This window comes from Microbacterium sp. GXS0129 (genome assembly GCF_044769785.1).
Taxonomy (GTDB): Bacteria; Actinomycetota; Actinomycetes; order Actinomycetales; family Microbacteriaceae; genus Microbacterium; species Microbacterium nymphoidis.
On the sequence record NZ_JBIZVZ010000002.1, the window covers coordinates 631,338 to 653,242 of the forward strand.

General features: G+C 67.6%; 17 protein-coding genes. 5 read left to right on the forward strand and 12 right to left on the reverse strand.

Annotated elements, in window-relative coordinates:
* Positions 1–27: 27 nt before the first annotated feature.
* From ACIQJ5_RS09390 to ACIQJ5_RS09410, 5 genes are all read right to left on the reverse strand, one after another.
* Complete coding sequence (locus ACIQJ5_RS09390; protein ID WP_231092047.1) at positions 28–1,836, reverse strand: penicillin-binding protein 2; 1,809 nt, start codon at positions 1,834–1,836, stop codon at positions 28–30.
* Between the two features lie 39 nt (positions 1,837–1,875).
* Positions 1,876–2,535, reverse strand: coding sequence for a hypothetical protein (locus ACIQJ5_RS09395; RefSeq protein ID WP_231092046.1), 660 nt, complete (start codon positions 2,533–2,535; stop codon positions 1,876–1,878).
* Positions 2,532–3,485, reverse strand: coding sequence for a 16S rRNA (cytosine(1402)-N(4))-methyltransferase RsmH (gene rsmH / locus ACIQJ5_RS09400; protein ID WP_231092045.1), 954 nt, complete (start codon positions 3,483–3,485; stop codon positions 2,532–2,534). Before rsmH ends, ACIQJ5_RS09395 begins: the two co-directional genes overlap by 4 nt.
* 100 nt (positions 3,486–3,585) lie before the next feature.
* Positions 3,586–4,017: a division/cell wall cluster transcriptional repressor MraZ gene (mraZ, locus tag ACIQJ5_RS09405; RefSeq protein WP_231092044.1), complete on the reverse strand. Its 432-nt coding sequence runs from the start codon at positions 4,015–4,017 to the stop codon at positions 3,586–3,588.
* 424 nt (positions 4,018–4,441) lie between these two features.
* Entirely contained in the window at positions 4,442–4,852 is a 411-nt protein-coding gene (locus tag ACIQJ5_RS09410; protein WP_231092043.1) for a DUF3040 domain-containing protein, read from the reverse strand.
* Between the two features lie 93 nt (positions 4,853–4,945).
* Here ACIQJ5_RS09410 and ACIQJ5_RS09415 point away from each other — a divergent pair, with 93 nt between their 5' ends.
* Entirely contained in the window at positions 4,946–6,019 is a 1,074-nt protein-coding gene (locus ACIQJ5_RS09415; RefSeq protein WP_402843117.1) for a polyprenyl synthetase family protein, read from the forward strand.
* A gap of 21 nt (positions 6,020–6,040) precedes the next feature.
* On the opposite strand, the gene ACIQJ5_RS09420 is transcribed toward ACIQJ5_RS09415, so the two are convergent.
* A complete protein-coding gene (locus ACIQJ5_RS09420; RefSeq protein ID WP_402843442.1) occupies positions 6,041–6,346 on the reverse strand; it encodes an Rv2175c family DNA-binding protein in 306 nt (101 codons plus the stop codon).
* Positions 6,347–6,462: 116 nt separating this feature from the next.
* Here ACIQJ5_RS09420 and pknB point away from each other — a divergent pair, with 116 nt between their 5' ends.
* Positions 6,463–8,628 (forward strand): Stk1 family PASTA domain-containing Ser/Thr kinase, encoded by a 2,166-nt coding sequence (pknB, locus tag ACIQJ5_RS09425; protein ID WP_402843120.1) that lies wholly within the window; start codon positions 6,463–6,465, stop codon positions 8,626–8,628.
* Positions 8,629–8,870: 242 nt separating this feature from the next.
* Here pknB and ACIQJ5_RS09430 read toward each other — a convergent pair whose 3' ends face one another.
* The 3 genes from ACIQJ5_RS09430 to ACIQJ5_RS09440 form a co-directional block, all read right to left on the reverse strand.
* Positions 8,871–10,202 (reverse strand): class II 3-deoxy-7-phosphoheptulonate synthase, encoded by a 1,332-nt coding sequence (locus tag ACIQJ5_RS09430; RefSeq protein WP_231092040.1) that lies wholly within the window; start codon positions 10,200–10,202, stop codon positions 8,871–8,873.
* 76 nt (positions 10,203–10,278) lie between these two features.
* On the reverse strand, positions 10,279–10,965 hold the full coding sequence (locus tag ACIQJ5_RS09435) for a 1-acyl-sn-glycerol-3-phosphate acyltransferase (RefSeq protein WP_231092039.1): 687 nt from the start codon (positions 10,963–10,965) through the stop codon (positions 10,279–10,281).
* The gene (locus tag ACIQJ5_RS09440; RefSeq protein ID WP_402843445.1) at positions 10,962–11,900 is read right to left on the reverse strand and encodes an ROK family glucokinase; all 939 of its coding nucleotides are present in this window, start codon (positions 11,898–11,900) and stop codon (positions 10,962–10,964) included. Before ACIQJ5_RS09440 ends, ACIQJ5_RS09435 begins: the two co-directional genes overlap by 4 nt.
* 207 nt (positions 11,901–12,107) lie before the next feature.
* Here ACIQJ5_RS09440 and ACIQJ5_RS09445 point away from each other — a divergent pair, with 207 nt between their 5' ends.
* Positions 12,108–13,940 carry a long-chain fatty acid--CoA ligase gene (locus tag ACIQJ5_RS09445; RefSeq protein ID WP_231092038.1) on the forward strand — a complete coding sequence of 611 codons (1,833 nt, stop codon included), beginning with the start codon at positions 12,108–12,110 and terminating at the stop codon, positions 13,938–13,940.
* 65 nt (positions 13,941–14,005) lie between these two features.
* On the opposite strand, the gene ACIQJ5_RS09450 is transcribed toward ACIQJ5_RS09445, so the two are convergent.
* From ACIQJ5_RS09450 to ACIQJ5_RS09460, 3 genes are read right to left on the reverse strand one after another with little or no spacing between them, the layout of a single operon-like run.
* Positions 14,006–14,497, reverse strand: coding sequence for a peptide deformylase (locus ACIQJ5_RS09450; RefSeq protein WP_231092037.1), 492 nt, complete (start codon positions 14,495–14,497; stop codon positions 14,006–14,008).
* Between the two features lies 1 nt (position 14,498).
* Positions 14,499–17,027, reverse strand: a complete 2,529-nt coding sequence (locus tag ACIQJ5_RS09455; protein WP_402843124.1) for an AAA family ATPase — start codon at positions 17,025–17,027, stop codon at positions 14,499–14,501.
* A gap of 48 nt (positions 17,028–17,075) precedes the next feature.
* Positions 17,076–20,483 carry a pyruvate carboxylase gene (locus tag ACIQJ5_RS09460; RefSeq protein ID WP_402843127.1) on the reverse strand — a complete coding sequence of 1,136 codons (3,408 nt, stop codon included), beginning with the start codon at positions 20,481–20,483 and terminating at the stop codon, positions 17,076–17,078.
* A gap of 72 nt (positions 20,484–20,555) precedes the next feature.
* Here ACIQJ5_RS09460 and ACIQJ5_RS09465 point away from each other — a divergent pair, with 72 nt between their 5' ends.
* Positions 20,556–21,374, forward strand: coding sequence for a ParA family protein (locus tag ACIQJ5_RS09465; RefSeq protein WP_231092034.1), 819 nt, complete (start codon positions 20,556–20,558; stop codon positions 21,372–21,374).
* Complete coding sequence (locus ACIQJ5_RS09470) at positions 21,371–21,901, forward strand: GNAT family N-acetyltransferase (RefSeq protein WP_231092033.1); 531 nt, start codon at positions 21,371–21,373, stop codon at positions 21,899–21,901. The genes ACIQJ5_RS09465 and ACIQJ5_RS09470 overlap by 4 nt, the downstream gene beginning before the upstream one ends.
* The last annotated feature ends 4 nt before the right edge of the window (positions 21,902–21,905 follow it).

Sequence of the window (21,905 nt, forward strand, 5' to 3'; positions counted from 1 at the left end):
AAAGAGGTCTCCGAGTGGCGGAGCGGCTCAGCCGAACTTGGGGAGAAGATCGGTGAACGGCGTCTGAGACGGCATGACCCGGTAGTGCTTGAGAACCTGGGTCATCGCCTTCTGGAATGCGGGCGCAGCGGCCGTAGACGATCTTACCGTCGTGGGCTCCTTGAGCGTGACGATGACCACATACTTCGGGTCATCGGCGGGGGCGTAGCCGACCACCGACACGTCGTAGAGGTCGGACTTGTAGGCCTGGGTGGCCTCGTCGTACGTCTGGGCGGTTCCCGTCTTGGCGGCGATGCGGTAGCCGGGGATCTTGATGAGATCGGCCACGCCGCCCTGCTCGGCGACGTTCTCAATCATCGTGCTGAGCTGCGCGGCGTTCTGCTCGCTGAGCAGGCGCTCATCCGCCGGAACCTTCGGCGTGGTGACGGTGCCGTCGGCCGCCGTGCAGCTCTCGACCAGCTGCAGGGGCTTCTTCACGCCGTCGTTGGCGATCATCTGGTAGAAGCTCGCCACCTGGGGCGCGGTCACCTGGAACGCCTGACCGAATGTCGTGGCGTAGTGCGTCTGGTTGTCCCACTGATCGGCCGGGTGGAGCACGCCCGCCTGCTCTCCGTCGAAATTGACGGCGGTCTTGGATCCGACGCCGAACTTCGCGAGGAAATCGTGACGCGCCTCGGGGGTCATGAGATCGCCGAACTTGGACAGCGCCACGTTCGAGGAGTCGATGAGTGCGCCCGCGAGCGTGTAGTTGTAGGTGTCGTGGGAGAAGGAGTCACCCACGCGCGCGCCATTCGGGAATTCCTCCCACCCAGACGCGGAAACCGTCGACATCGGGGTGGCGGCGCCGGACTCCAGCAGCATCGCGGCCGTGGCGGCCTTGAAAGTGGAGCCGGGCTCGAACAGGTCCTTGAAGATGTGGCCGTACCAGTCGTTGGGGTCGGAGCCGTCGATGTTGTTCGGATCGACGGTGGGCCACTCCGCTGCGGCACGGATCTTGCCCGTGGCGACTTCCACCACGGTCACCGTGCCGCTCTTCGCGCCCTTGTTCTGCGCCTCTTCGGCGATCATCTGCTGCAAGTACCAGTTCAGATCCCGGTCGATCGTGAGCTGCACGGTGCCGCCGTTGACCGCGGGCGTCTCGGTCATCGATCCCGGGATGATCTCCCCGTTGCCGCCCATCTGGAACGTCTGGGATCCCGCCGTCGGGGTCAGGCAGGCGTTCTCCATGGACTCGACACCGGCCTGCGGGAAGACGGTGCCCTTCTCCGGATCCGTTCCCGTGAAGCCGATGACGCTCCCCGCCACGGCTCCGTCGGGGTACGTGCGAGATTCATGGGACGGCATAGCCAGATAGGGAATCGCGAGCGCCTTGAGCTGCTCCATCTGAGCGGTCGACAAGCCCGTGGTCAGCAGGGCGTACCGGCTGTTCGGATTGTCCGCGAAGTTGTTCGCCACAGTGGTGCGAACCTCGTCACCCGTGCGACCGATGATGGCGGCGATCTTCTCGGAGACCGCCGGCCACTCCTCCTTCAGCGGGATCTTGGTGCCGTCCTTGGCCAGCCGGAACACGGTGTTGAGGTTGAGCGGATCGATCACCGCGTCGTACGTGACGTTACTCACCGCGAGGACGGCGCCGTTCGCATCCACGATCTCACCACGCGTGCCGGCGATCGGCTTCGACTGCTGCGTCTTCAGCTTCGACTCCGCGACGTACTCCGACGCGTTCACCACCTGGATGTCGACCAGTCGCACGGAGAAGGCCACCATGAGCACGCCCACGGTGCCGAACACCGCCACCGTGCGTCGCCGACGGATTCGGGTGTCCTTGGGAGTCATGCTGCCTCGTCTGTTCGCGTCGATGACGTATGGGTGGCGTCAGTGGGTCTCGGGCGTGGGGAGTCCCTCGCTGATGGCGGGCGGCTGCTGCGGCAGCTCCGTCTCCGCAGCGACGGATTCGGTGGACGTCGTATCGGCGGCGGCGCCGCCGGCGCCCTCGGTGGATGCTTCCGGTGCCGTCACAGGGGCAGTCTTCCCGGTGAGGGTGGCGGAGGGGTCCATGACCAGCGGCGTGTCCTTGATGAGGTCGTTGCCCACCGCTGCCCGCCCCTTGGCATCGATCGTCGACGCCGTCTCGGCGGACGCCGTTCCGAGCACGGCGGCATCGCTCAGGCGCAGAAAGATGGGCGAGCCGGCGCTGATCATGCCGGCGGACGTCGCGTTCGCCGCCAGGTACTGCGGAGAGCTCAGGCCCGCCACCTGGTCGAACAGAGCCTGCGCCTCAACGGTGAGCGAGCGCTGCTGCTCGGTGAGGTCGACGATGTGGTGCGTGGTCTGCGTCGACGCGATGGAGAAGAACAGCTGTGCGGCGACGATCAGGACCACCCCGATGATGGCGGTGAGACCGTAGACGGTCTGCGGGCGACGGCGACGTGCGGGTGCATCGACGGGACGGAGGTGCCTGCGAGGGGAGCCGGTCCCCCGCCCCGGGCGGGGCTGGATGTGTGGTTCTTCGGGCAGGGCGGACGAGGCGCTCATGCGGACTCCCGAATTCGTTCGACGGCACGCAGGCGCACCGGTGTGGCTCGAGGATTGCGCTCGCGCTCGTCGTCCGAGGCCATCTCGGCGCCCTTCGTGAGAGTGCGAAAACGCGGAGCGTGCTCTTCCAGTTCGACCGGCAGCCCCCGCGGGGCCGTCGACGCCGTGGCGGTGGCGAACGCGCGCTTGATGATGCGGTCCTCCAGCGACTGGTAGGACATGACGACGAGCCGGCCGCCCACCGGCAGCAGCTCCAGCGCAGCCGGGATGGCCGCGCTCAGGACGGACAGCTCGCTGTTGACCTCGACTCGCAGGGCCTGGAAGACGCGCTTGGCGGGGTGCCCGGCTCGCTGCGCGGCCGCCGGGGTCGCGGCAGTGAGGATCTCCACCAGCCGGCCGGACGTCTCGATCGGAGCCTCCTGCCGTGCGGCGATGATGAACCGCGCGTATCGGCCGGCCAGCTTCTCCTCGCCGTAGACCTCGAAGATCCGCCGCAGCTCCCCCTCGCTGTAGGTCGCGATGATGTCGGCGGCCGTGCGCCCCGCGGTCTGATCCATCCGCATGTCCAGCGGAGCGTCCTTGGAGTATGCGAACCCTCGCTCGGCCTCGTCGAGCTGCAGGGAGGAGACGCCGAGGTCGAAGAGGATGCCGTCGGCGTGGTCGAACCCGCTGTCGTGCACGGCGTCCGTGATGCCGTCGTAGACGGTGTGAACGAGGTGGACGCGAGAGGCGTGCGGTGCCAGCCGCTCCCCCGCGATCCGCAGGGCGTCGGTGTCCCGGTCCAGGCCCACCAGCTCCACCTCCGGGAAACGCCCGAGCAGCGCAGACGAGTGGCCCCCCATGCCGGTGGTGGCATCGACGAGGACGGCGCCGGGGTGCGCGAGCGCGGGAGCCAGCAGCTCGACACAGCGTTCGAGGAGGACGGGGATGTGGATGTCTTCGATGCTCATGATCTCTTCGGGTGGGGCCTGGGCTCTGATTCCCCTCCGACCCGACCTGCCACCGGGGAAGTGGCGTCAGGGCGAGTCAGCTGGGAGTCGGAACTCAGGCTCAGAACAATCCCGGAATCACCTCCTGCTCCATGTCGGCGTAGCTCTCTTCGTTGGCCTCGACGAAGTCGTTCCAGGCCTGGGCGTTCCAGATCTCGGCGTGCGCGCCGACTCCGGTGACCACGAGTTCCTTCTCCAGTCCCGCGTAGGTGCGCAGACTCTGCGGAATCGTGATGCGGTTCTGGCTGTCGGGCATCTCCGCGCTGGCCCCGGAGAGGAACATGCGCATGAAGTCGCGAGCCTGCTTGTTACTGAGCGGGGCTTGCCGGATCCGCTCGTGCACCGACTCGAACTCCGCGGTGGAGAACACGTAGAGGCATCGCTCCTGACCGCGGGTGATGACGACGCCGCCCGCCAGATCCTCGCGGAACTTGGCGGGCAGGATGATGCGCCCTTTGTCGTCGAGCTTTGGTGTGTGCGTACCCAGCAACATCGGCCGTCACCCCCTCTGTCGTCCGGCCCGTCAGAAGTTGGCTCCACAATACTCCACTTCCCTCCACTTCCCTAGAAGTTTCGACGGATCACGCCGGATTTCTCCTGAGAGATCCCCGGAATTCCGCGGCCTGACGCGGTGGAGGGATGGGGAGGGGCGCGGTGGCGGAATGGGAGAGATGTCGTGTCGTCCCGCAACGACGAGCCTGCGCTGCGAGCGCGCGGCAGGGTCAGGGCCGCGAGACTACGCGCTGTTCGTCCCGCCAGGAGACGTGGGGAGAGAAGTGGAGGACCACCGGGGAGCGAAGTGGAGGACCACCGGGGAGCGAAGTGGAGGACCTCCGGGGAGCGAAGTGGAGCGCCGGCGCGGGGGCACGAAAAAGGGCGCCGACCCGAAGGCCGGCGCCCGAAGATGTGCGGCGTGTTTAGTCGTCGGGATCCTGACGACGATCCCAGCGCTCGTTCATACGGTCCATGAACCCGGCGTTGCCCCCGGACGAGCGCGGTCCGGCGGGGCGGGAGGGCTCTCGACGAAGCTCCTCCTCGTCGAACTCCAGCGTCGCCTCGCCGCGTCGTCCTGCCACCATGATCCCCACGAACATCAGGGCGACACCGACGACGCCGATGATGATGCCGATGACGGCGAGGTCGCGAAACAGCGAGACGCCCGCGATCAGCGCACCCAGTCCGGCAACGACGAGCAGTGCGCCGAAGACCAGATTGCGGTACGTGAACGGACGACCAGCGGAGTCGGCGCTGACCACGTCAGCGTCGTTGTGGAGCAGATTGCGCTCCATCTCGTCGAGCAGTCGTTGCTCCTGTTCGGAGAGTGGCATGGTGCCCCCCTTGCGTCGTCCTGAAGGCGGGCCGGATGTTTGCTTCGCCTGACTCCCCAGTCTAAGCCCGTCCGCCGGAACTAGGCTAGGTGGGTGACCTCTTCGCACTCCGTTCCCGAGGCCGTTTCCCAGCGTCTGCTGAGCTTCCTCGAGGAGCGGCGCGAAGACGCGCTGGCGGACAGCCCCGAGGCGGCCCTCGTCATCGACGCCGCCTCCTCTTCCCTGGCCGGTGGAAAGCGGTTGCGAGCACGCTTCTGCGAGACCGGGTGGCGGGCCGTCTCCCCCGCCATCGGCGCCGAGAGCATCATCGACGCGGCAGCATCGCTCGAGATCTTCCAAGCGGCCGCGCTCGTGCACGACGACATCATCGACAACTCCGACACGCGCCGGGGTAGCCCGGCCGCCCACCGGGCCCTGCAGGCGATGCACCTCGGTCGCGGATGGACCGGCGACGCAGCCGCCTTCGGACGCTCGGCCGCTCTGCTGCTCGGTGACCTGCTGGTGGCGTGGAGCAACGACCTGTTCGAGCACGCGCTGGACGTTCATCCCTCACCTCGACCCGCTCGCGAAGAGTACGCGCGGATGCGGCGGGACGTGACCCTCGGCCAGTTCCTGGACATCGCACAGGAATCCGCATGGATAGTCCAGCCGGACGACGAACATGCGCAGCGCGCTCTGGAGGTCGCCTCACTGAAGTCGGCGCGCTACAGCGTCCTACAGCCGCTCGTGATCGGCGCCTGCATCGGCGGCGCACGCGACGATCAGCTCGCGGCGTTGCGGGCTTACGGGATGCCGATCGGGCTGGCCTTCCAGTTGCGCGATGACGTGCTGGGCGTGTTCGGCGACACCGAGCTCACCGGCAAGCCGAGCGGCGACGACCTCCGGGAGGGCAAGCGCACGCTGCTGATCGCCTACGCGCGCGAGCAGATGGACCCGGCCGCTCGCGCCTCGCTCGACGCAGATCTCGGCCGCGTCGATCTCGATGAAGGCGATGTCGCCCGCCTCCAGGGCGCGATCATCGCCACCGGTGCGCTGGATCGTGTCGAGGAGCGCATCACGGCCTTCACCACGCAAGCGGATTCGGCTCTGGATTCCGGCGTGCTGGCGGCGGACGCGGTGGCGGATCTCCGCGCGCTCGCGCTGGCGGCCACCGCTCGCACATCCTGAGACGGCGGCCGCGTCAGCGGGTCAGGCGAGGGCGGCCGCGACCCGGCGCACCTCGCTCTTGCGGCCGGTGAGCAGGGAGTTGATCGGGGCGTCGCCGATGGTGGGCTCCTCGGCGAGGAGCCAGTCGATGATCTCGTCGTCGGAGAAGCCCGCGTCGCTCAGCACGATGATCGTCCCGCGCAGCGAGGAGAGGGGACGGCCCTCGACGAGGAAGATCGACGGGACCTGGAACACTCCGTTGCGCTTGCTGCCCACGAGCGAGTGCTCGTCGATGAGGCGGCGCACGCGGCCCAGGGGTTCGTCGAGCGCCTCCACGAGGTCGGGCATCGCGAGCCAGTCGGTGGGAACGGGGAATTCGCGTGTGGCAGTCACCCCTCCAGTCTCTCATCCACGGAGGCGCGGCGCTCCCGTGGTTGAGCGGAATTGCTCCGTAGACTCGACGGGTGACCTCTCACCAGACCGCTGACCCGCTGATCGGGCGGCTTGTCGACGGTCGGTACCGGGTGCGTGCGCGCATCGCGAGAGGCGGCATGGCCACCGTCTATGTAGCCACCGATCTGCGGCTGGAGCGCCGTATCGCGCTCAAGGTCATGCACAGTCACCTCAGCGATGACTCGGTGTTCCAGAGCCGGTTCATCCAGGAGGCGCGAGCGGCAGCGCGACTGGCGGACCCCAACGTGGTGAACGTCTTCGACCAGGGCCAGGATGGCGAGCTCGCCTATCTGGTGATGGAGTACCTTCCCGGGATCACGCTGCGAGAGCTGCTCAAGGAACAGCGTCGGCTGAGCATCTCGCAGGCGGTCACCATCATGGACGGCGTGCTGAGCGGTCTTGCCGCCGCGCACCGCGCTGGGATCGTGCATCGCGACGTGAAGCCCGAGAACGTCCTTCTCGCGGAGGACGGCCGCATCAAGATCGGCGATTTCGGGCTCGCTCGTGCCACCACCGCCAACACGGCCACCGGGCAGCAGCTGATGGGAACCATCGCTTACCTGGCGCCGGAGCTGGTGACCCGGGGCACCGCGGATGCCCGCAGCGACATCTACGCTCTGGGCATCATGCTCTACGAGATGCTCGTGGGTGAACAGCCGTTCCGCGGCGAACAGCCGATGCAGATCGCCTTCCAGCACGCCACGGAGTCCGTCCCGCGCCCCAGCGTGCGAAACCCCGGCGTGCCGGAGCAGCTGGACGAGCTGGTGCTCTGGTCGACCGAGCGGGCACCGGATGATCGCCCGCTCGACGCACAGGTCATGCTCGATCGTCTCCGCGAGATCGAGCGCGAGCTGGGCATCACACCGGTGATCACGCGCAGCGAGCCGTCGTTCACCGCGGGTCTGGCCATCCCGGAGGACCTGTCCTCCAGCGGTGGGCTCACGGCGGTGCTCCCCCGTGACTCGGCACCGGTGATGCCGCTTCCGGCCACGGACTCCCTCGCCCCGGTCGACAACTCCGCTCGGCTGCGGACGGTCACGCGCCGGGATCGCCGTAAGGGCGGGTGGCTGCTGCTGATCGTGATCCTCGTCGCCGCCCTCGCCGGCGGGATCGGGTGGTACTTCGGCTCGGGGCCGGGATCGCAGGTGGTCATCGCCGACGTGGCCGGCCTCAACGAACAGGACGCGATGGCCAAGCTGGGTGAGCAGGACATCGTGGTCACCACCGCACAGGCGCCCAGTCTCACCGTGCCGGCAGGCAGCGCGATCGGAACGGATCCTGCCGGTGGCGAGCACGTCGACAAGGGCACGTCCGTCCAGCTCATCATCTCCAGCGGTCCGGCGCCGACGACGATCGAGGACCTGTCCGGAGTGGACGAGGCGACCGCTCGCGAGATCCTCGGCAACAAGAACATCACCGTCTCCACCGCCACCTATCAGTTCACCGACGACCCGCCCGCGGGCCGCCTGATGAACCTGACCGTTGTCCCGGCCTCGGGCGATCCCTACGACTGCCTCACTGGCTGTGATGCCTTCGAGGGCGACACCGCAACCTTGCTGGTCTCGAAAGGACCGGTGCCCCCGGTTGCCGGGATGACAGTGGATGCCGCGACGAAGGCGCTCACCGACGCAGGGCTGAAGGTCAACACCGATCAGGTGAAGATCTTCACCGACGAGCAGCAGTCCGGCATCGTCGTGGGAATCATGGACCGCGACGGAGGCGGCAACTGGCAGCCGGATGAGACGGTGACTCTGATCGTGTCCGCCGGCCTCGTTCCCGACGTCTCCGGCCTGTCCGTGGCGAAGGCAACCGAGATCCTGGGCGGCGCGGGACTCCAGGTGGCGTCGGCCACCGTCGAGGAGTTCTCCAGCGACATCGCGAAGGGAAACGTGATCCGCATCGCGGATCGCGAGGACGGCGGTTCCTGGCGGGTGAACGACACGGTCACCCTGGTGACGTCCAAGGGACCGGAGCTGTTCGAGATCCCCGATGTCTCCGGCCTGACCCGGGACCAGGCCGCGCAGGAGCTGCGCGACCGCGGCTTCAACCCGGTCTACAACGGCCTGCTCAACCTCCTTCCCGACAGCTCGACCGAAGCCGTGGGAACCACCCCCGGGGCCGGGGAGATGCGTCCGAAGGGCACGGACGTCACCATCACGATCCGCACTGTTCTGTAGCAGCAACACTGTTCTGTAGCAGCCGCACCGTTCGGTAGCAGCCGCACTCTCCTGTAGCAGCCGCACCGTTCCGTGGCAGCAGCACTCTCCTGTAGCGGCAGCACTGTCCTGTAGCAGGAGCACCGTGCTGTCGCGGCCGGGAGCGTTCGCGCCCGCGAAGGCCCTGCGCAGAGGGAAGGCGACCCGCATGTGAGAGAGCCCCCGATCCGTCTGGATCGGGGGCTCTCCCACATGCGCGGGCGTCAGCGCTTTTCGAGCTCCTCAGCCACCAGGAACGCGAGTTCCAGTGACTGCATGTGGTTCAGACGCGGGTCGCACAGCGACTCGTAGCGCGTGGCCAAGGTGGCTTCGTCGATCATCTCCGAACCTCCCAGGCACTCGGTGACGTCGTCGCCCGTGAGCTCGACGTGGATGCCGCCCGGGTGGGTGCCCACGGCTCGATGCGCCTCGAAGAAGCCGCGGACCTCGTCCACGACGTCGTCGAAGCGACGCGTCTTGTACCCGGTGGGCGTGGTGATGCCGTTGCCGTGCATGGGGTCGGTGACCCACAGCGGTGTCGCGCCGGAGTCCTTCACGGCCTCCAGGAGCGGCGGGAGCGCTTCCCGGATCTTGCCGGCCCCCATGCGGGTGATGAAGGTCAGACGGCCGGGCTCACGCTCGGGATCGAGCTTGTCGATCAGCGCCAGCGCGGTCTCCGGCGTGGTGGTCGGGCCGAGCTTCACGCCGATGGGGTTGCGGATCTTCGAGAAGTAGTCCACGTGAGCGCCGTCGAGCTCGCGCGTGCGCTCGCCGATCCACAGGAAGTGGCCTGAGGTGTTGTACGGCGTGCCGGTGCGCGAGTCGATGCGGGTGAGCGGTGCCTCGTAGTCCATCAGCAGGCCCTCGTGGCCCGTGTAGAAGTCCACGCGACGCAGTTCGTCGAAGTCGGCACCCGCCGCCTCCATGAACTTGATCGCACGATCGATCTCGGTTGCGAGACCTTCGTAGCGCGCGTTGGCCGGGTTCTTCGAGAAGCCCTGGTTCCAGCCGTGCACCTCGCGCAGGTCAGCGAAGCCGCCCTGGGTGAAGGCACGGATCAGGTTTAGCGTGGAGGCCGCCATGTGGTAGCCCTGCAGCAGGCGCTGCGGGTCCGCCGTGCGAGAGCCCTCGGTGAAGTCGTAGCCGTTGACGATGTCGCCGCGGTACGCCGGCAGCGTGACATCTCCCCGCGTCTCCATGTTGCTGGAGCGCGGCTTGGCGAACTGGCCGGCCATGCGTCCCATCTTGATGACCGGCATGGAGGCGCCGTAGGTGAGCACGACGGCCATCTGCAGGATCGTCTTGATGCGGTTCTTGATGTTGTCGGCGTTGGCTCCGGCGAAGGTCTCGGCGCAGTCGCCGCCCTGCAGCAGGAACGCCTCACCGGCAGCGGCGCGACCGAGGCGATACTTCAGGTCGTCGACCTCGCCCGCAAACACGAGCGGGGGGAACGAGGCAAGCTGCGTGGAAGCGGCGGCGACGGCGTCTGCGTCGGGCCACTCCGGCTGCTGCTTGATGGGAAGCGAGCGCCACGAATCCAGATCTGCAAGGGACATTCCATGATCGTATCGTCCCCGCGAGGGGCCTCCGACCAACGTGACACCGGGCGTCGGAGCAGACCTCCCCGAGCGCTCAGGACGCAGGCTTCAGGCGGTCTTTCACCGTGGAAGCGTAAACGTCCTCGTAGGTCTGCTCCCCCAGCTGCTGGATGGCCACCATGATCTCGTCCGTGATGCTGCGCAGAATGTACCGATCCGATTCCATGCCTTCGAATCGGGAGAAGTCCAGGGGCTCGCCGATCACCACGCCCACCCGCATGATCCGCGGCATGCGCCGCCCGATGGGCATCATGGTGTCGGTGTCCACCATCACCACTGGGATGACCGGGACGCGAGCTTCCAGCGCCATACGGGCGATACCCGTTCGCCCCCGGTAGAGACGGCCATCAGGGCTGCGGGTGCCTTCGGGGTAGATGCCGAGGAGGTCACCACGACCGAGCACCTGCAGGCCGGTGTTCAGCGACGCCTCGGACGCCTTCCCGCCCGAGCGATCAATGGGAAGCTGTCCGGTGCCGATGAAGAACAGCTTGGTCAGCCATCCCTTGATGCCCTTTCCGGTGAAGTAGTCGCTCTTCGCGAGGAAGGTGACGGGCCGGTCGAGCATCAGCGGCAGGAAGATCGAGTCGGCGAAGGACAGGTGATTGCTGGCGAGGATGGCGGCTCCTGAGGCCGGGACGTTACGCCGACCCGTGATCCAGGGCCGGAACACGGCCTTGACCACGGGTCCGATGACCACGTACTTCAGGAACCAGTAGATCACTCGCTGCCCTCCCTGGCGAGATCGGCGACGCCGATCACTCCGGCGTCGTTCACCAGCTGCGCGATGGTGAAGTCACCGCCCGGACGGTTGCCGTGCGCGGGCAGATACTGATGATAGGCCTCGCGCATGGGAGCGAGAAGGACCTCACCGAGCTGCGACACGCCGCCGCCGATGACGAAGACGGCCGGATCGAATGCCGCGGAGAAGGTCCCGCAGGCCTCACCGAGCGCAGCAGAGACGGCCCGCAGCGCTTCGAGCGCCCCGGGGTCGCCCTCAAGCACCAGGCGCGAGATGGTCGCACCTTCCAGGGACCCCTCCGCGGCGCGCGCCGCGGCAAGTCCGCCGCCGATCCCCCCGGCGTCCGCCAGCTCGCCTGCGACGCGCTGGAGAGCGCGCCCGGAGGCGTACTGCTCCACGCATCCTCGCTGGCCGCAGCCGCACATCAGTCCGTCACGCTGGAAACGCATGTGACCGAGCTCGGCGGCGGCACCGAAACCGCCGCGGAACAGCTCGCCGTTCACGATGACGGCACCCCCGATGCCGGTGCCGATGGTGAGCATCATGAGGTCCTTGACGCCGCGGCCCGCCCCGAACCGGTACTCGGCCCATCCGGCGGCATTCGCGTCGTTCTCGACGATCACCGGTAGCTCGAGCCGCTTCTCCAGTCGCTCCTTCAGCGGCTCGTTGCGCCACGCGAGGTTCGCGGCGTAGGTGACCACGGCACGCCCGCGATCGATGAAGCCCGCCGCGGCGACGCCCACGGCACCCACCTCGTGCTCGGCTCGCAGGTCCGCCACCATCGCCGCCACGGCGTCCTCGATGCCTGCGGAGTTCTCCGGAGTGGCGGTGCGTCGTGGTGAGAGCAGTTCACCGTCTTCGGTGACCACACCGCCCGCGATCTTCGTTCCGCCGATGTCGATGCCGATGGTGAGCACGCGTTCGTGGTCCTTCCCGCGCGCACCCGCGTGCGCACGATCAAGAAGTCTACCGAGCGTGATCGTCGTCATGACGCCGAAGGACATCCGCGGAACCCGGTATCTCAATCGATGGCACTGGGTTCCAGGGACGGCAAGGGGTGTGCCTTAGAGTGGACATACGACCACCCGGGTCGTATCCACCCGTCCGGTATCGAAGGAGCTGCCGTGGTTGCATTCGAAGTCCCAGCGATCGTTCCCGCCGCCCCGCAGGACAACATCACCGACCTGCTCGAACAGCGCGTGGCGGCGACGCCCGACCGCGCACTGTTCTCCGTTCCCGAACAGGGCCGGTGGCGAGACATCACCGCGACGCAGTTCCGCGAGCAGGTCATCGCCCTCGCAAAGGGCTTCGTCGCCGCGGGCCTGGAGCCCGGCGACAAGGTGGGCTTCATCGCCCGCACCACCTACCAGTGGACGCTCGTCGACTTCGCCCTGTTCTATGCGGGCGCAGTGATGGTGCCGATCTACGAGACCAGCTCCCCCGCGCAGATCCAGTGGTACATGGAAGACTCCGGTGCCGTTGCGCTCATCGCCGAAAGCGGCGATCACTTCGCCCGGTTCGACGAGGTGGCCTCGGAGCTTCCCAACATCCGTACCGTCTGGCAGATGCACCTGGGCGCCCTTGACACGCTGGTCGCCGGCGGCACGGGAGTGACGGATGAGGAGATCGAGCGCCGGCGCACGATCGCGAACGGCGACGACATCGCCACCCTCATCTATACCTCGGGTTCCACCGGCCGCCCCAAGGGATGCGTGCTCACGCACAGCAACTTCGTCGAGCTGGCACGTAATGCGGCCCGCTCGCTCGATGAGGTCGTGAACATGTCCGGCGCGTCGACCGTGCTGTTCATCACGACGGCCCATGTCTTCGCCCGCTTCATCTCGATCCTCGACATCCATGCCGGCGTCCGCACCGGCCATGAGCCCGACACCCGCAACCTGGTGCCCACGCTCGGCTCGTTCAAGCCGACGTTCCTCCTGGCAGTGCCCCGCGTGTTCGAGAAGGTGTACAACTCCGCGGAGCAGAAGGCAGAGACCGGAGGCAAGGGCAAGATCTTCCGCGCTGCGGCCGCCACGGCGATCGAGCACTCGACGCTGCTCGGCGAGGGCAAGAAGATCCCGTTCGGGCTGAAGCTGCGATTCGCGCTGTTCGACAAGCTTGTCTACGCGAAGCTGCGCGAGGCCATGGGCGGCAACGTGAAGTATGCCGTGTCCGGGTCGGCGCCGCTGGGCGCGCGCCTCGGCCACTTCTTCCACAGTCTCGGCATCCATATCCTGGAGGGCTACGGCCTCACCGAGACCACCGCGCCCGCCACGGTCAATCAGGCCAACAAGTCCAAGATCGGAACGGTCGGCCCCGCCCTCCCGGGCGTCGGCATCCGTCTCGGCGAGGATGACGAGATCCAGGTGCGCGGCATCAACGTCTTCAAGGAGTACTGGAACAATCCCGAGGCGACGGCCGCCGCCTTCGACGACGGCTGGTTCAAGACCGGCGACATCGGATCCTTCGACACCGAGGGCTTCCTCACGATCACCGGCCGCAAGAAGGAGATCCTCGTCACCGCGGGAGGAAAGAACGTCTCCCCCGCACCGCTCGAGGACGTCATCCGCGCGAACCCCGTGGTGGGGCAGGTCGTCGTCGTGGGTGATCAGCGTCCGTTCATCGGCGCCCTCGTCACCCTCGACCCGGAGATGCTGCCCACTTGGCTGGCGAACAACGGCCTCCCGAAGGACATGCCTCTCGCCGAGGCGGCTAAGAACGAGCGCGTGATCGCCGAGGTGCAGACGGCCGTGGACCGCGCGAACAAGAACGTGTCCCGTGCCGAGTCCATCCGGAAGTTCACCATCTTGCCGACCGAGTGGACGGAGGCCAGCGGCCACCTCACGCCGAAGCTGTCGATCAAGCGCAACGTGATCATGAAGGACTTCGGCTCCGAAGTCGAGGAGCTCTACGCCGCTCCGGGCGCCCAGACGACGAACGTCTCGGTCGCCGGCTGATCACCGCACCGACGAATGCCCCGGAGGTCAACCTCCGGGGCATTCGTCGTTCGATCTGCGGGAGATCAGAACCAGTCGCTCTCACGGACCTCGCGCATCGCGACCTTGCGGTCCTCGGGAGCGAGGCGGGAAAGGTAGAGCATCCCGTCCAGGTGGTCGGTTTCGTGCTGCAGCGCCTGCGCCATCAGCCCGGTGCCCTCGAGCACGATGCGCTCGCCGTCCAGATCGATTCCCTCCACCCGCGCGTAGGGGTGACGCAGGGCCGGATGCCAGAGCCCCGGCACCGACAGGCAACCCTCGCCGGTGGGAACCGGCTCACCGCGCACCTCGACGACGACGGGGTTTAGCACGTAGCCCACCTCCCCGTCGACGTTGTACGAGAAGGCGCGCAGGTTGACCCCGATCTGCGGCGCCGCGACTCCAGCACGGCCGGGCTCGCGCACCGAGTCGAGCAGATCTTCCACGAGCGCGCGAACGCCGTCGTCGATATCGGTGATCGGCTCGCTCGGCTGCCGGAGCACGGGGTCGCCGAAGAGACGGATCGGGCGAACCGCCACGTCAGGCGCCCGTTCCGCGCAGGCCGTTGACGACCAGGGCCGCCAGCTCGCGTGCAGCGACGCGCGTCTCCGGCTGCAGGTCGCGGAACGTGATGGCGCTGCCCGAGGCGATCATCGGGTCGTACGGGATGCGGACGACCTCACTCACCCGGGTGCGGAAGTGCTCCTCGACCTCGTCCATGCGCACGACGGGAGCACCGGCGGAGGTCTGGTTGAGCACGACGATGGCACGGCGCGCGATGTCGGAGAACCCGTTCGTCTCCAGCCAGGTCAGGGTCTCGGACGCGGCCCGCGCCTCATCGACGCTGCGTCCCGCCACGATCACGAGCTGGTCTGCCAGGTCGAGGGTTGCCCCCATGACGGAGTGCACGATGCCCGTTCCGGTGTCGGTGAGGACGATGGAGTAGTACCGGCTCGCGACATCGGCGACGTGACGGTAGTCGATGTCACTGAACGCCTCCGCGACCCGCGGATCGCTGTCGCTCGCCAGCACGTCCAGGCGTGTCTCATCACGCGAGACGATGCCGGAGAGGTCGTTGTAGCCACGAATCTCGTCGCGCACGCGCACGAGATCACGAACGGTCTTGGTGCTGGAGCGCGAGATGCGCTCGGCCAGCGTGCCACGGTCGGGGTTGGCGTCCACGGCCACGACGCGGTCGTCACGGGCGTCGGCCAGGGCCATGCCGATCAGCGTGGTGACGGTGGTCTTTCCCACGCCGCCCTTGCGCGACAGCACCGGCACGAAGCGCGAACCACCGGTGATCGGGGCCGCGATGCGCTCGGTGAGTGCCTTGCGCTCGCGCGCACGCTTGCCGTCGCCCAGGTTGATGCGCTTGCCCGAGATCGAGTACACGAAATGCTGCCAGGCGCCCTCCGGCTCCGGCTTGGGCTTGCGGTTCGGGTCCAGGAGGCGATCCGCCGTGAGAAGGTCGGGCGTCTCGCGGGAGGCGTCGCCGCCGACGTCGCCCAGGCGGCGCGGCGCTGGCGTCGTCTCGACGGCGCCGGTGCGCACGGTCACGCGCTCCAGATCGTGGATATCACGGGTCTCGGACACAGGGGGTTCCTCCACGGAGTTCCGCTGAGCGGATGCTGAATCAGTCACGGTGGCCCGGCCCCCGGTTGCGCCGGCGAGCAACTCACCGGCGGACAGGTCCGCAGTCACCGTGTCTTCGACCTCCCCGGCATCGACGGGCGACACCTGGACGACCGGCGTGGCCGGGCGAATATCGTCGTGGGCGAGCGCGGAGGTCACAGCCCCGCCCTCGTCCTCGGTCTGAGCGGACTCGTCGGTGGGAGTGGGCTCCTCATCGGACACCGGGGCATCCGCGGCGATCTCGGCGGACTCGGCGATCTGGGTGTCGGCCGGGCCCTCGTCCCGGCCTGCCGCGGACTCGTCCTCATCCTCGCCTGCCTCATCCGAGGCGTCCTCCGCCGAATCCGCAACGGAACCAGCGTGGACTGCGTCACGCGTGAGGAACTCGTGCTCAGAGGACTCAGCTCGGGGCGCATTCTCGGCAGACGTATCGTCGGCGGAGTCACCCGTATCAGGCTCGCCTCGCTCGTCCTCCGCGGCGAAGTCATCCTCGGCGGAGACGTCTTCGATGGCGTCGTCCTCGACAGAGTCATCCTCGACGGAAACGTCCGCAAGCGAGTCATCCTCGACGGAGACGTCTTCGGTGGAGATGTCCTCGAAGGGTTCGTCCTCGACCGAGATGTCCTCGGAGGGTTCGTCCTTGATCGCGTCGGCCTGGACGGAGTCATCCTGGATCGACGCGCTCTCGGAGGTGGTTCCCTCCGCCGCATCGGAGTCGTCTTCTGCGGAGACGTCCGCGGACGCGTCGACCTCGACGGAGTCGTCATCCAGGGAGACATCGTCCACGGACACATCCTGCGCAGAGACTTCGTCCGCGTCGTCGTCATCCGCAGAGACTTCGTCCGCAGCGTCGTCGTCGTCCACGGAGTCCTCGTCCACGAAGTCCTCGTCCGCCGCGGCGTCGTCGTCGTCCTCGGACGCGTCGGCATCGGGGTCGTCGTCGGAGTCGTCCTCACTCCCAGCAGCGTCGTCGACCTCATCCGAGATCTCCTCCGGCGCCCCGTCCTCAGCATCGTCAGCCTCGACAGAGTCATCCTCAGCGAGGTCATCTGCGTCGTCGACGACGAGGCCATCAGCCGCAGCGACGCTCGGAAGGTCGTCTTCTACGAGCTCCGCCTCGACGAGGTCGATCTCGTCGACCGGGTCGGTCGTCTCCTCCGCAGCGACATGCGGGATGCCGACGACCACGGCCGCCACGTCCTCCTGCTGAGCGGTGACCGCGTCACCGCTCAGCAGCGAGTCGAAGAGGATCGAGATGTCGTCGTCGTCCACCACATCGTCGTCATCGTCTTCCTCGGCGGTCGGCAGGATCACGTTCACGTGGGCCGTGTTCGTGGTGAGCAGACCGAGGTCCGAGGTGTCGATGGCACCGGTCTCGGCGAGAACGCCGTTCTCCGGCTCGTCGGAGGGCGCGTTGATACTGGGATCAGACGTCACTGAAACATCACTTCCGTACTGCTGGCGAGGCTGTCCCGCCCACCCAGGTTACTGGGCGGGCCGGACGACGACCAAAAGATCGCCTGCTTCGACCTGCTGAGTGCCCGCGATCGCGATGCGCTCGATGACTCCGGAGACCGGCGACGTGATCGCGGCCTCCATCTTCATCGCCTCGATCGAGGCCACAGGTGCACCGGCTTCGACGGCGTCACCGACGGCGGCCTTGATGGTCACGACACCGGAGAACGGCGCAGCCACCTGACCCGGCTTGGACGTATCGGCCTTCTCCGCCGAACGCGACGCGACCTCGATGCTGCGGTCACGCACGAAGACCGGACGCAGCTGACCGTTAAGGGTGGTCATCACGGTCCGCATACCCTTGGCGTCGGCTTCACCGATGGCCTCGAGACCGAAGTACAGGCGCACGCCCCGATCGATCTCGACCATGTGCTCGGCACCCGGAACCAGGCCGTAGAGGTAATCGGCCGTGTCCAGCACCGACAGGTCGCCGTACGCCTCCCGGGTCTCCTCGAAGATGCGCGTGGGCGCCGGGAACAGCAGGGTGTTCAGCATCGCGCGACGCGAGGCGGAGTCACCGTTCAGCGCGGCCTCCTGCTCGGCGGTGATCGGGGTCACACCGATCTTCACATTGCGACCGGCCAGCACCTTGCTGCGGAACGGCTCGGGCCATCCACCGGGAAGGTCGCCCAGCTCGCCCGCCATGAAGCCCACCACCGAGTCCGGAACGTCGTACTTCTCCGGGTTGGCGGCGAAGTCTGCGGGATCCGCCTTCACTGCCGCCAGGTGCAGGGCGAGATCGCCCACCACCTTCGAGGAGGGCGTGACCTTCGGCACCCGGCCGAGGATCTCGTTCGCGGCCGCGTACATGTTCTCGATGAGCTCGAAGTCGTCGGCCAGTCCCAGCGCAATCGCCTGCTGACGCAGGTTGGAGAGCTGGCCACCGGGGATCTCGTGGTGGTACACGCGTCCTGTCGGGCCGGGCAGTCCCGACTCGAACGGCGCGTACATGTGGCGCACCGCCTCCCAGTAGGGCTCCAGGTCCGAGACGGCCTGCAGGTCGATCCCGGTGTCACGCTCGGTGTGAGCGAGAGCCGCGACCAGCGCCGACATCGACGGCTGGCTGGTGGTTCCCGACATCGGTGCCGAGGCCACATCGACGGCGTCTGCTCCCGCCTGGGCCGCCGCCATGAGGGTTGCGAGCTGGCCGCCGGCCGTGTCGTGCGTGTGCACGTGCACCGGAACGTCGAAGCGCTCGCGCAGCGCGGAGACCAGCTTCGCGGCGGCGGCGGGGCGCAGGAGTCCGGCCATGTCCTTGATGCCGATGATGTGCGCACCGGCGGCGATCATCTGGTCGGCGAGGTTCAGGTAGTAGTCGAGGGTGTACAGGTCCTCGTTCGGGTTCAGCAGATCCCCGGTGTAGCACAGGGCGGCCTCGGCCACGGCGGTACCCGTGGCGACGACCGACTCGATGGCCGGACGCATCTGCTCAACGTCGTTCAGCGCATCAAAGATGCGGAAGATGTCGACGCCGGTGGCCGCAGCCTCGCGGATGAACGCATCCGTCACCTCGGTGGGGTACGGCGTGTATCCCACCGTGTTACGACCGCGCAACAGCATCTGGATCGCGACGTTCGGCAGCGCCTCACGCAGCTTCGCCAGGCGCTCCCACGGGTCTTCGCCCAGGAAGCGCAGGGCCACATCGTAGGTGGCACCGCCCCACGCCTCGACGGACAGCAGCTGCGGCAGCATGCGCGCCTCGTAGGGGGCGACAGCCAGCAGATCCTTGGTCCGCACGCGCGTGGCCAGCAGAGACTGGTGGGCGTCACGGAACGTGGTGTCGGTCACGGCGAGCGCGGTCTGCGCACGCAGCTCCTTCGCGAACCCCGCAGGTCCCAGCTCCTGCAGACGCTGGCGCGATCCGGCGGGGGCCGGGGCGGTCAGGTCGATGACGGGAAGCTTGACGGCGGGGTTCACCGAGAGCGGGTTCTCGCCGTTGGGCTTGTTGACCGTGGTGTCCACCAGCCAGTTCAGCACCTTGGTGCCGCGGTCCTTGGACTCGCGGCCGCGCAGCAGCTGCGGACGCTCGTCGATGAACGAGGTGGACACGTCGCCGTGCACGAAGTCGGCGTCATCGAGCACCGCCTGCAGGAACGGGATGTTCGTGGAGACGCCGCGGATGCGGAACTCGGCCAGTGCACGACGGGCGCGCGAGACGGCGGCCTCGAAGTCACGGCCGCGGCACGTGAGCTTGGCCAGCATCGAGTCGAAGTGGGGGCTGATCTGCGAACCCGCGGCCGTGGTACCGCCGTCCAGTCGGATGCCGGCGCCACCCGGCGAACGGTAGGTGGTGATCTTGCCGGTGTCGGGACGGAAGCCCTGCGTCGGGTCCTCGGTGGTGATGCGGCACTGCAGCGCGGCACCGCGCAGGTGGATGTTCTCCTGCTCCAGCCCGAGCTCCGCGAGGGAGGCGCCGGCGGCGATCTTCATCTGCGTCTGGACGAGGTCGACGTCGGTGACCTCCTCCGTGACCGTGTGCTCCACCTGGATGCGGGGGTTCATCTCGATGAAGACGACCTCGCCCGCGCGTGGGCCCGCGGTCTCGAGGAGGAACTCGACCGTTCCGGCGTTCTGGTAGCCGATGGACTCGGCGAAGGCGACCGCGTAGCGGTGCAGGTCGTCCTTGATCTCCTGTGCGAGGTTCGGGGCCGGAGCGATCTCGATGACCTTCTGGTGACGACGCTGCACCGAGCAGTCGCGCTCGAAGAGGTGGACCGTCGCGCCGTGCGAGTCCGCGAGGACCTGGACCTCGACGTGGCGCGGACGCAGCACGGCCTGCTCCAGGAACATGCGGGGGTCACCGAACGCGGAGTCTGCCTCGCGCATGGCTTCGGCCAGAGCAGGAGCGAGCTCTTCCTTGGTCTCCACGCGGCGCATACCCCGGCCGCCACCGCCGGCGACGGCCTTGGCGAACAGCGGGAAGCCGATCTCGTCGGACTGAGCCACGAGCGCGTCGACGTCGTCGGATGCCTCGGTGGAGCGCAGTACCGGTACCCCGGCCGCGATCGCGTGCTCCTTGGCGGTGACCTTGTTGCCGGCCATCTCCAGGACGGAGGAGGGAGGTCCGATGAAGGTGATGCCGTTGGCTGCGGCCTTCGCCGCAAGGTCGGGGTTCTCCGAGAGGAAGCCGTAGCCCGGGTAGATGGCGTCGGCGCCGGATTCGACGGCGACGCGGATGATCTCATCGACATCGAGGTACGCGCGCACGGGGTGGCCGACATCACCGATCTGGTACGCCTCATCCGCCTTCAGACGGTGCAGGGAGAAGCGGTCCTCATACGGGAACACGGCGACGGTGCGGGCACCGACTTCATAGGCGGCGCGGAATGCGCGGATGGCGATCTCACCACGGTTGGCTACGAGGATCTTCGAGAACATGACACCTCTGTCTTCTGTGAGACGTGTGGGGGAATAGCCCTTCCACCCTACGGGACGGTAACGTGGTTGATTGTGCACGTACTCAGCGTCAGCTCTTTGAAAGGCGGAGTCGGCAAGACGACAGTGACTCTCGGACTTGCCTCCGCGGCATTCGCGCGCGGCATCCGCACACTCGTCGTGGATCTCGACCCGCAGTCCGACGTCTCCACGGGGATGGATATCCAGGTGGCCGGGCGGTTGAACATCGCCGATGTCCTCGCCAACCCGAAGGAGAAGACGGTCCGTCAGGCCATCACGTCCTCGGGTTGGGCGAAGGTTCACCCCGGAACGATCGATGTCCTGATCGGCAGCCCGTCAGCGATCAACTTCGACGGCCCGCACCCGAGCGTGCGCGACGTCTGGAAGCTCGAGGAGGCCTTGGCGACGATCGAGGCGGACTACGACCTGGTCCTCATCGACTGCGCGCCCTCGCTGAACGCCCTCACCCGTACCGCGTGGGCGGCATCCGACCGCGTGATCGTCGTGACCGAGCCCGGCCTCTTCTCTGTCGCGGCCGCAGACCGTGCACTGCGCGCCATCGAGGAGATCCGCCGCGGACTGTCGCCACGTCTGCAGCCGCTCGGAATCGTGGTCAACCGCGTGCGCCCCCAGTCGATCGAACACCAGTTCCGCATCAAGGAACTGCGCGACATGTTCGGCCCGCTGGTGCTGTCCCCCCAGCTCCCGGAGCGCACGTCGCTGCAGCAGGCGCAGGGTGCCGCCAAGCCCCTGCACATCTGGCCCGGCGACTCGGCCCAGGAACTCGCCGCGGATTTCGACGCCCTGCTGGATCGCATCATGCGATCGGGGCGGATCGCTGCCCCCGGCGAAGAGGCGGCTTCGTCCGCGTGAGCGGCGCGGTCATTCGACTCATCGAGGTCGGCGATGCGGAAACGCTCGCCGACCTCGTCTTTTCCAACGCCGATTTTCTTGCACCGTTCGAGCCGTCGCGTTCAGCGGACTGGGCAACACCTCGCCGCCAGCGCATCGCGATCGCTGCGCTGCTTGATCAGACCGATGCCGTCCCGTTCGTGATCCTGGACGACGACGGCGAGGTGTCGGGTCGGATCACGCTGAGTTCGATCCAGCGTGGCGTCGCCCAATCGGCCTCGCTGGGTTACTGGGTGGACCAGCGGCACAACGGGCAGGGACTCGCCACGGCGGCCGTCGCGGCATCGGTCGCGTACGCGTTCGACGTGCTCGATCTGCACCGCGTTGATGCGGCCACCCTGGTCGGCAACCTTCGCTCGCAGCGCGTGCTGGAGAAGAACGGTTTCCAGCGCATCGGGCTGTCCCCCGCGTACCTGGAGATCGCCGGTCGGCGCCAGGACCACATCCTGTTCACGCGGGTGCGCGGGCGTGAATCGGCGCAATCGTAACCGA

What these genes read in the sequence shown, in the direction of transcription:
- ACIQJ5_RS09390 (WP_231092047.1), bottom strand. Translation starts at nt 1,836, where the DNA reads ATGACTCCCAAGGACACCCGAATCCGTCGGCGACGCACGGTGGCGGTG.
- ACIQJ5_RS09420 (WP_402843442.1), bottom strand. Translation starts at nt 6,346, where the DNA reads ATGCCCGACCTCGTGGAGGCGCTCGACGAACCCCTGGGCCGCGTGCGC.
- mraZ (WP_231092044.1), bottom strand. Translation starts at nt 4,017, where the DNA reads ATGTTGCTGGGTACGCACACACCAAAGCTCGACGACAAAGGGCGCATC.
- rsmH (WP_231092045.1), bottom strand. Translation starts at nt 3,485, where the DNA reads ATGAGCATCGAAGACATCCACATCCCCGTCCTCCTCGAACGCTGTGTC.
- ACIQJ5_RS09395 (WP_231092046.1), bottom strand. Translation starts at nt 2,535, where the DNA reads ATGAGCGCCTCGTCCGCCCTGCCCGAAGAACCACACATCCAGCCCCGC.
- ACIQJ5_RS09410 (WP_231092043.1), bottom strand. Translation starts at nt 4,852, where the DNA reads ATGCCACTCTCCGAACAGGAGCAACGACTGCTCGACGAGATGGAGCGC.
- ACIQJ5_RS09460 (WP_402843127.1), bottom strand. Translation starts at nt 20,483, where the DNA reads ATGTTCTCGAAGATCCTCGTAGCCAACCGTGGTGAGATCGCCATCCGC.
- ACIQJ5_RS09430 (WP_231092040.1), bottom strand. Translation starts at nt 10,202, where the DNA reads ATGTCCCTTGCAGATCTGGATTCGTGGCGCTCGCTTCCCATCAAGCAG.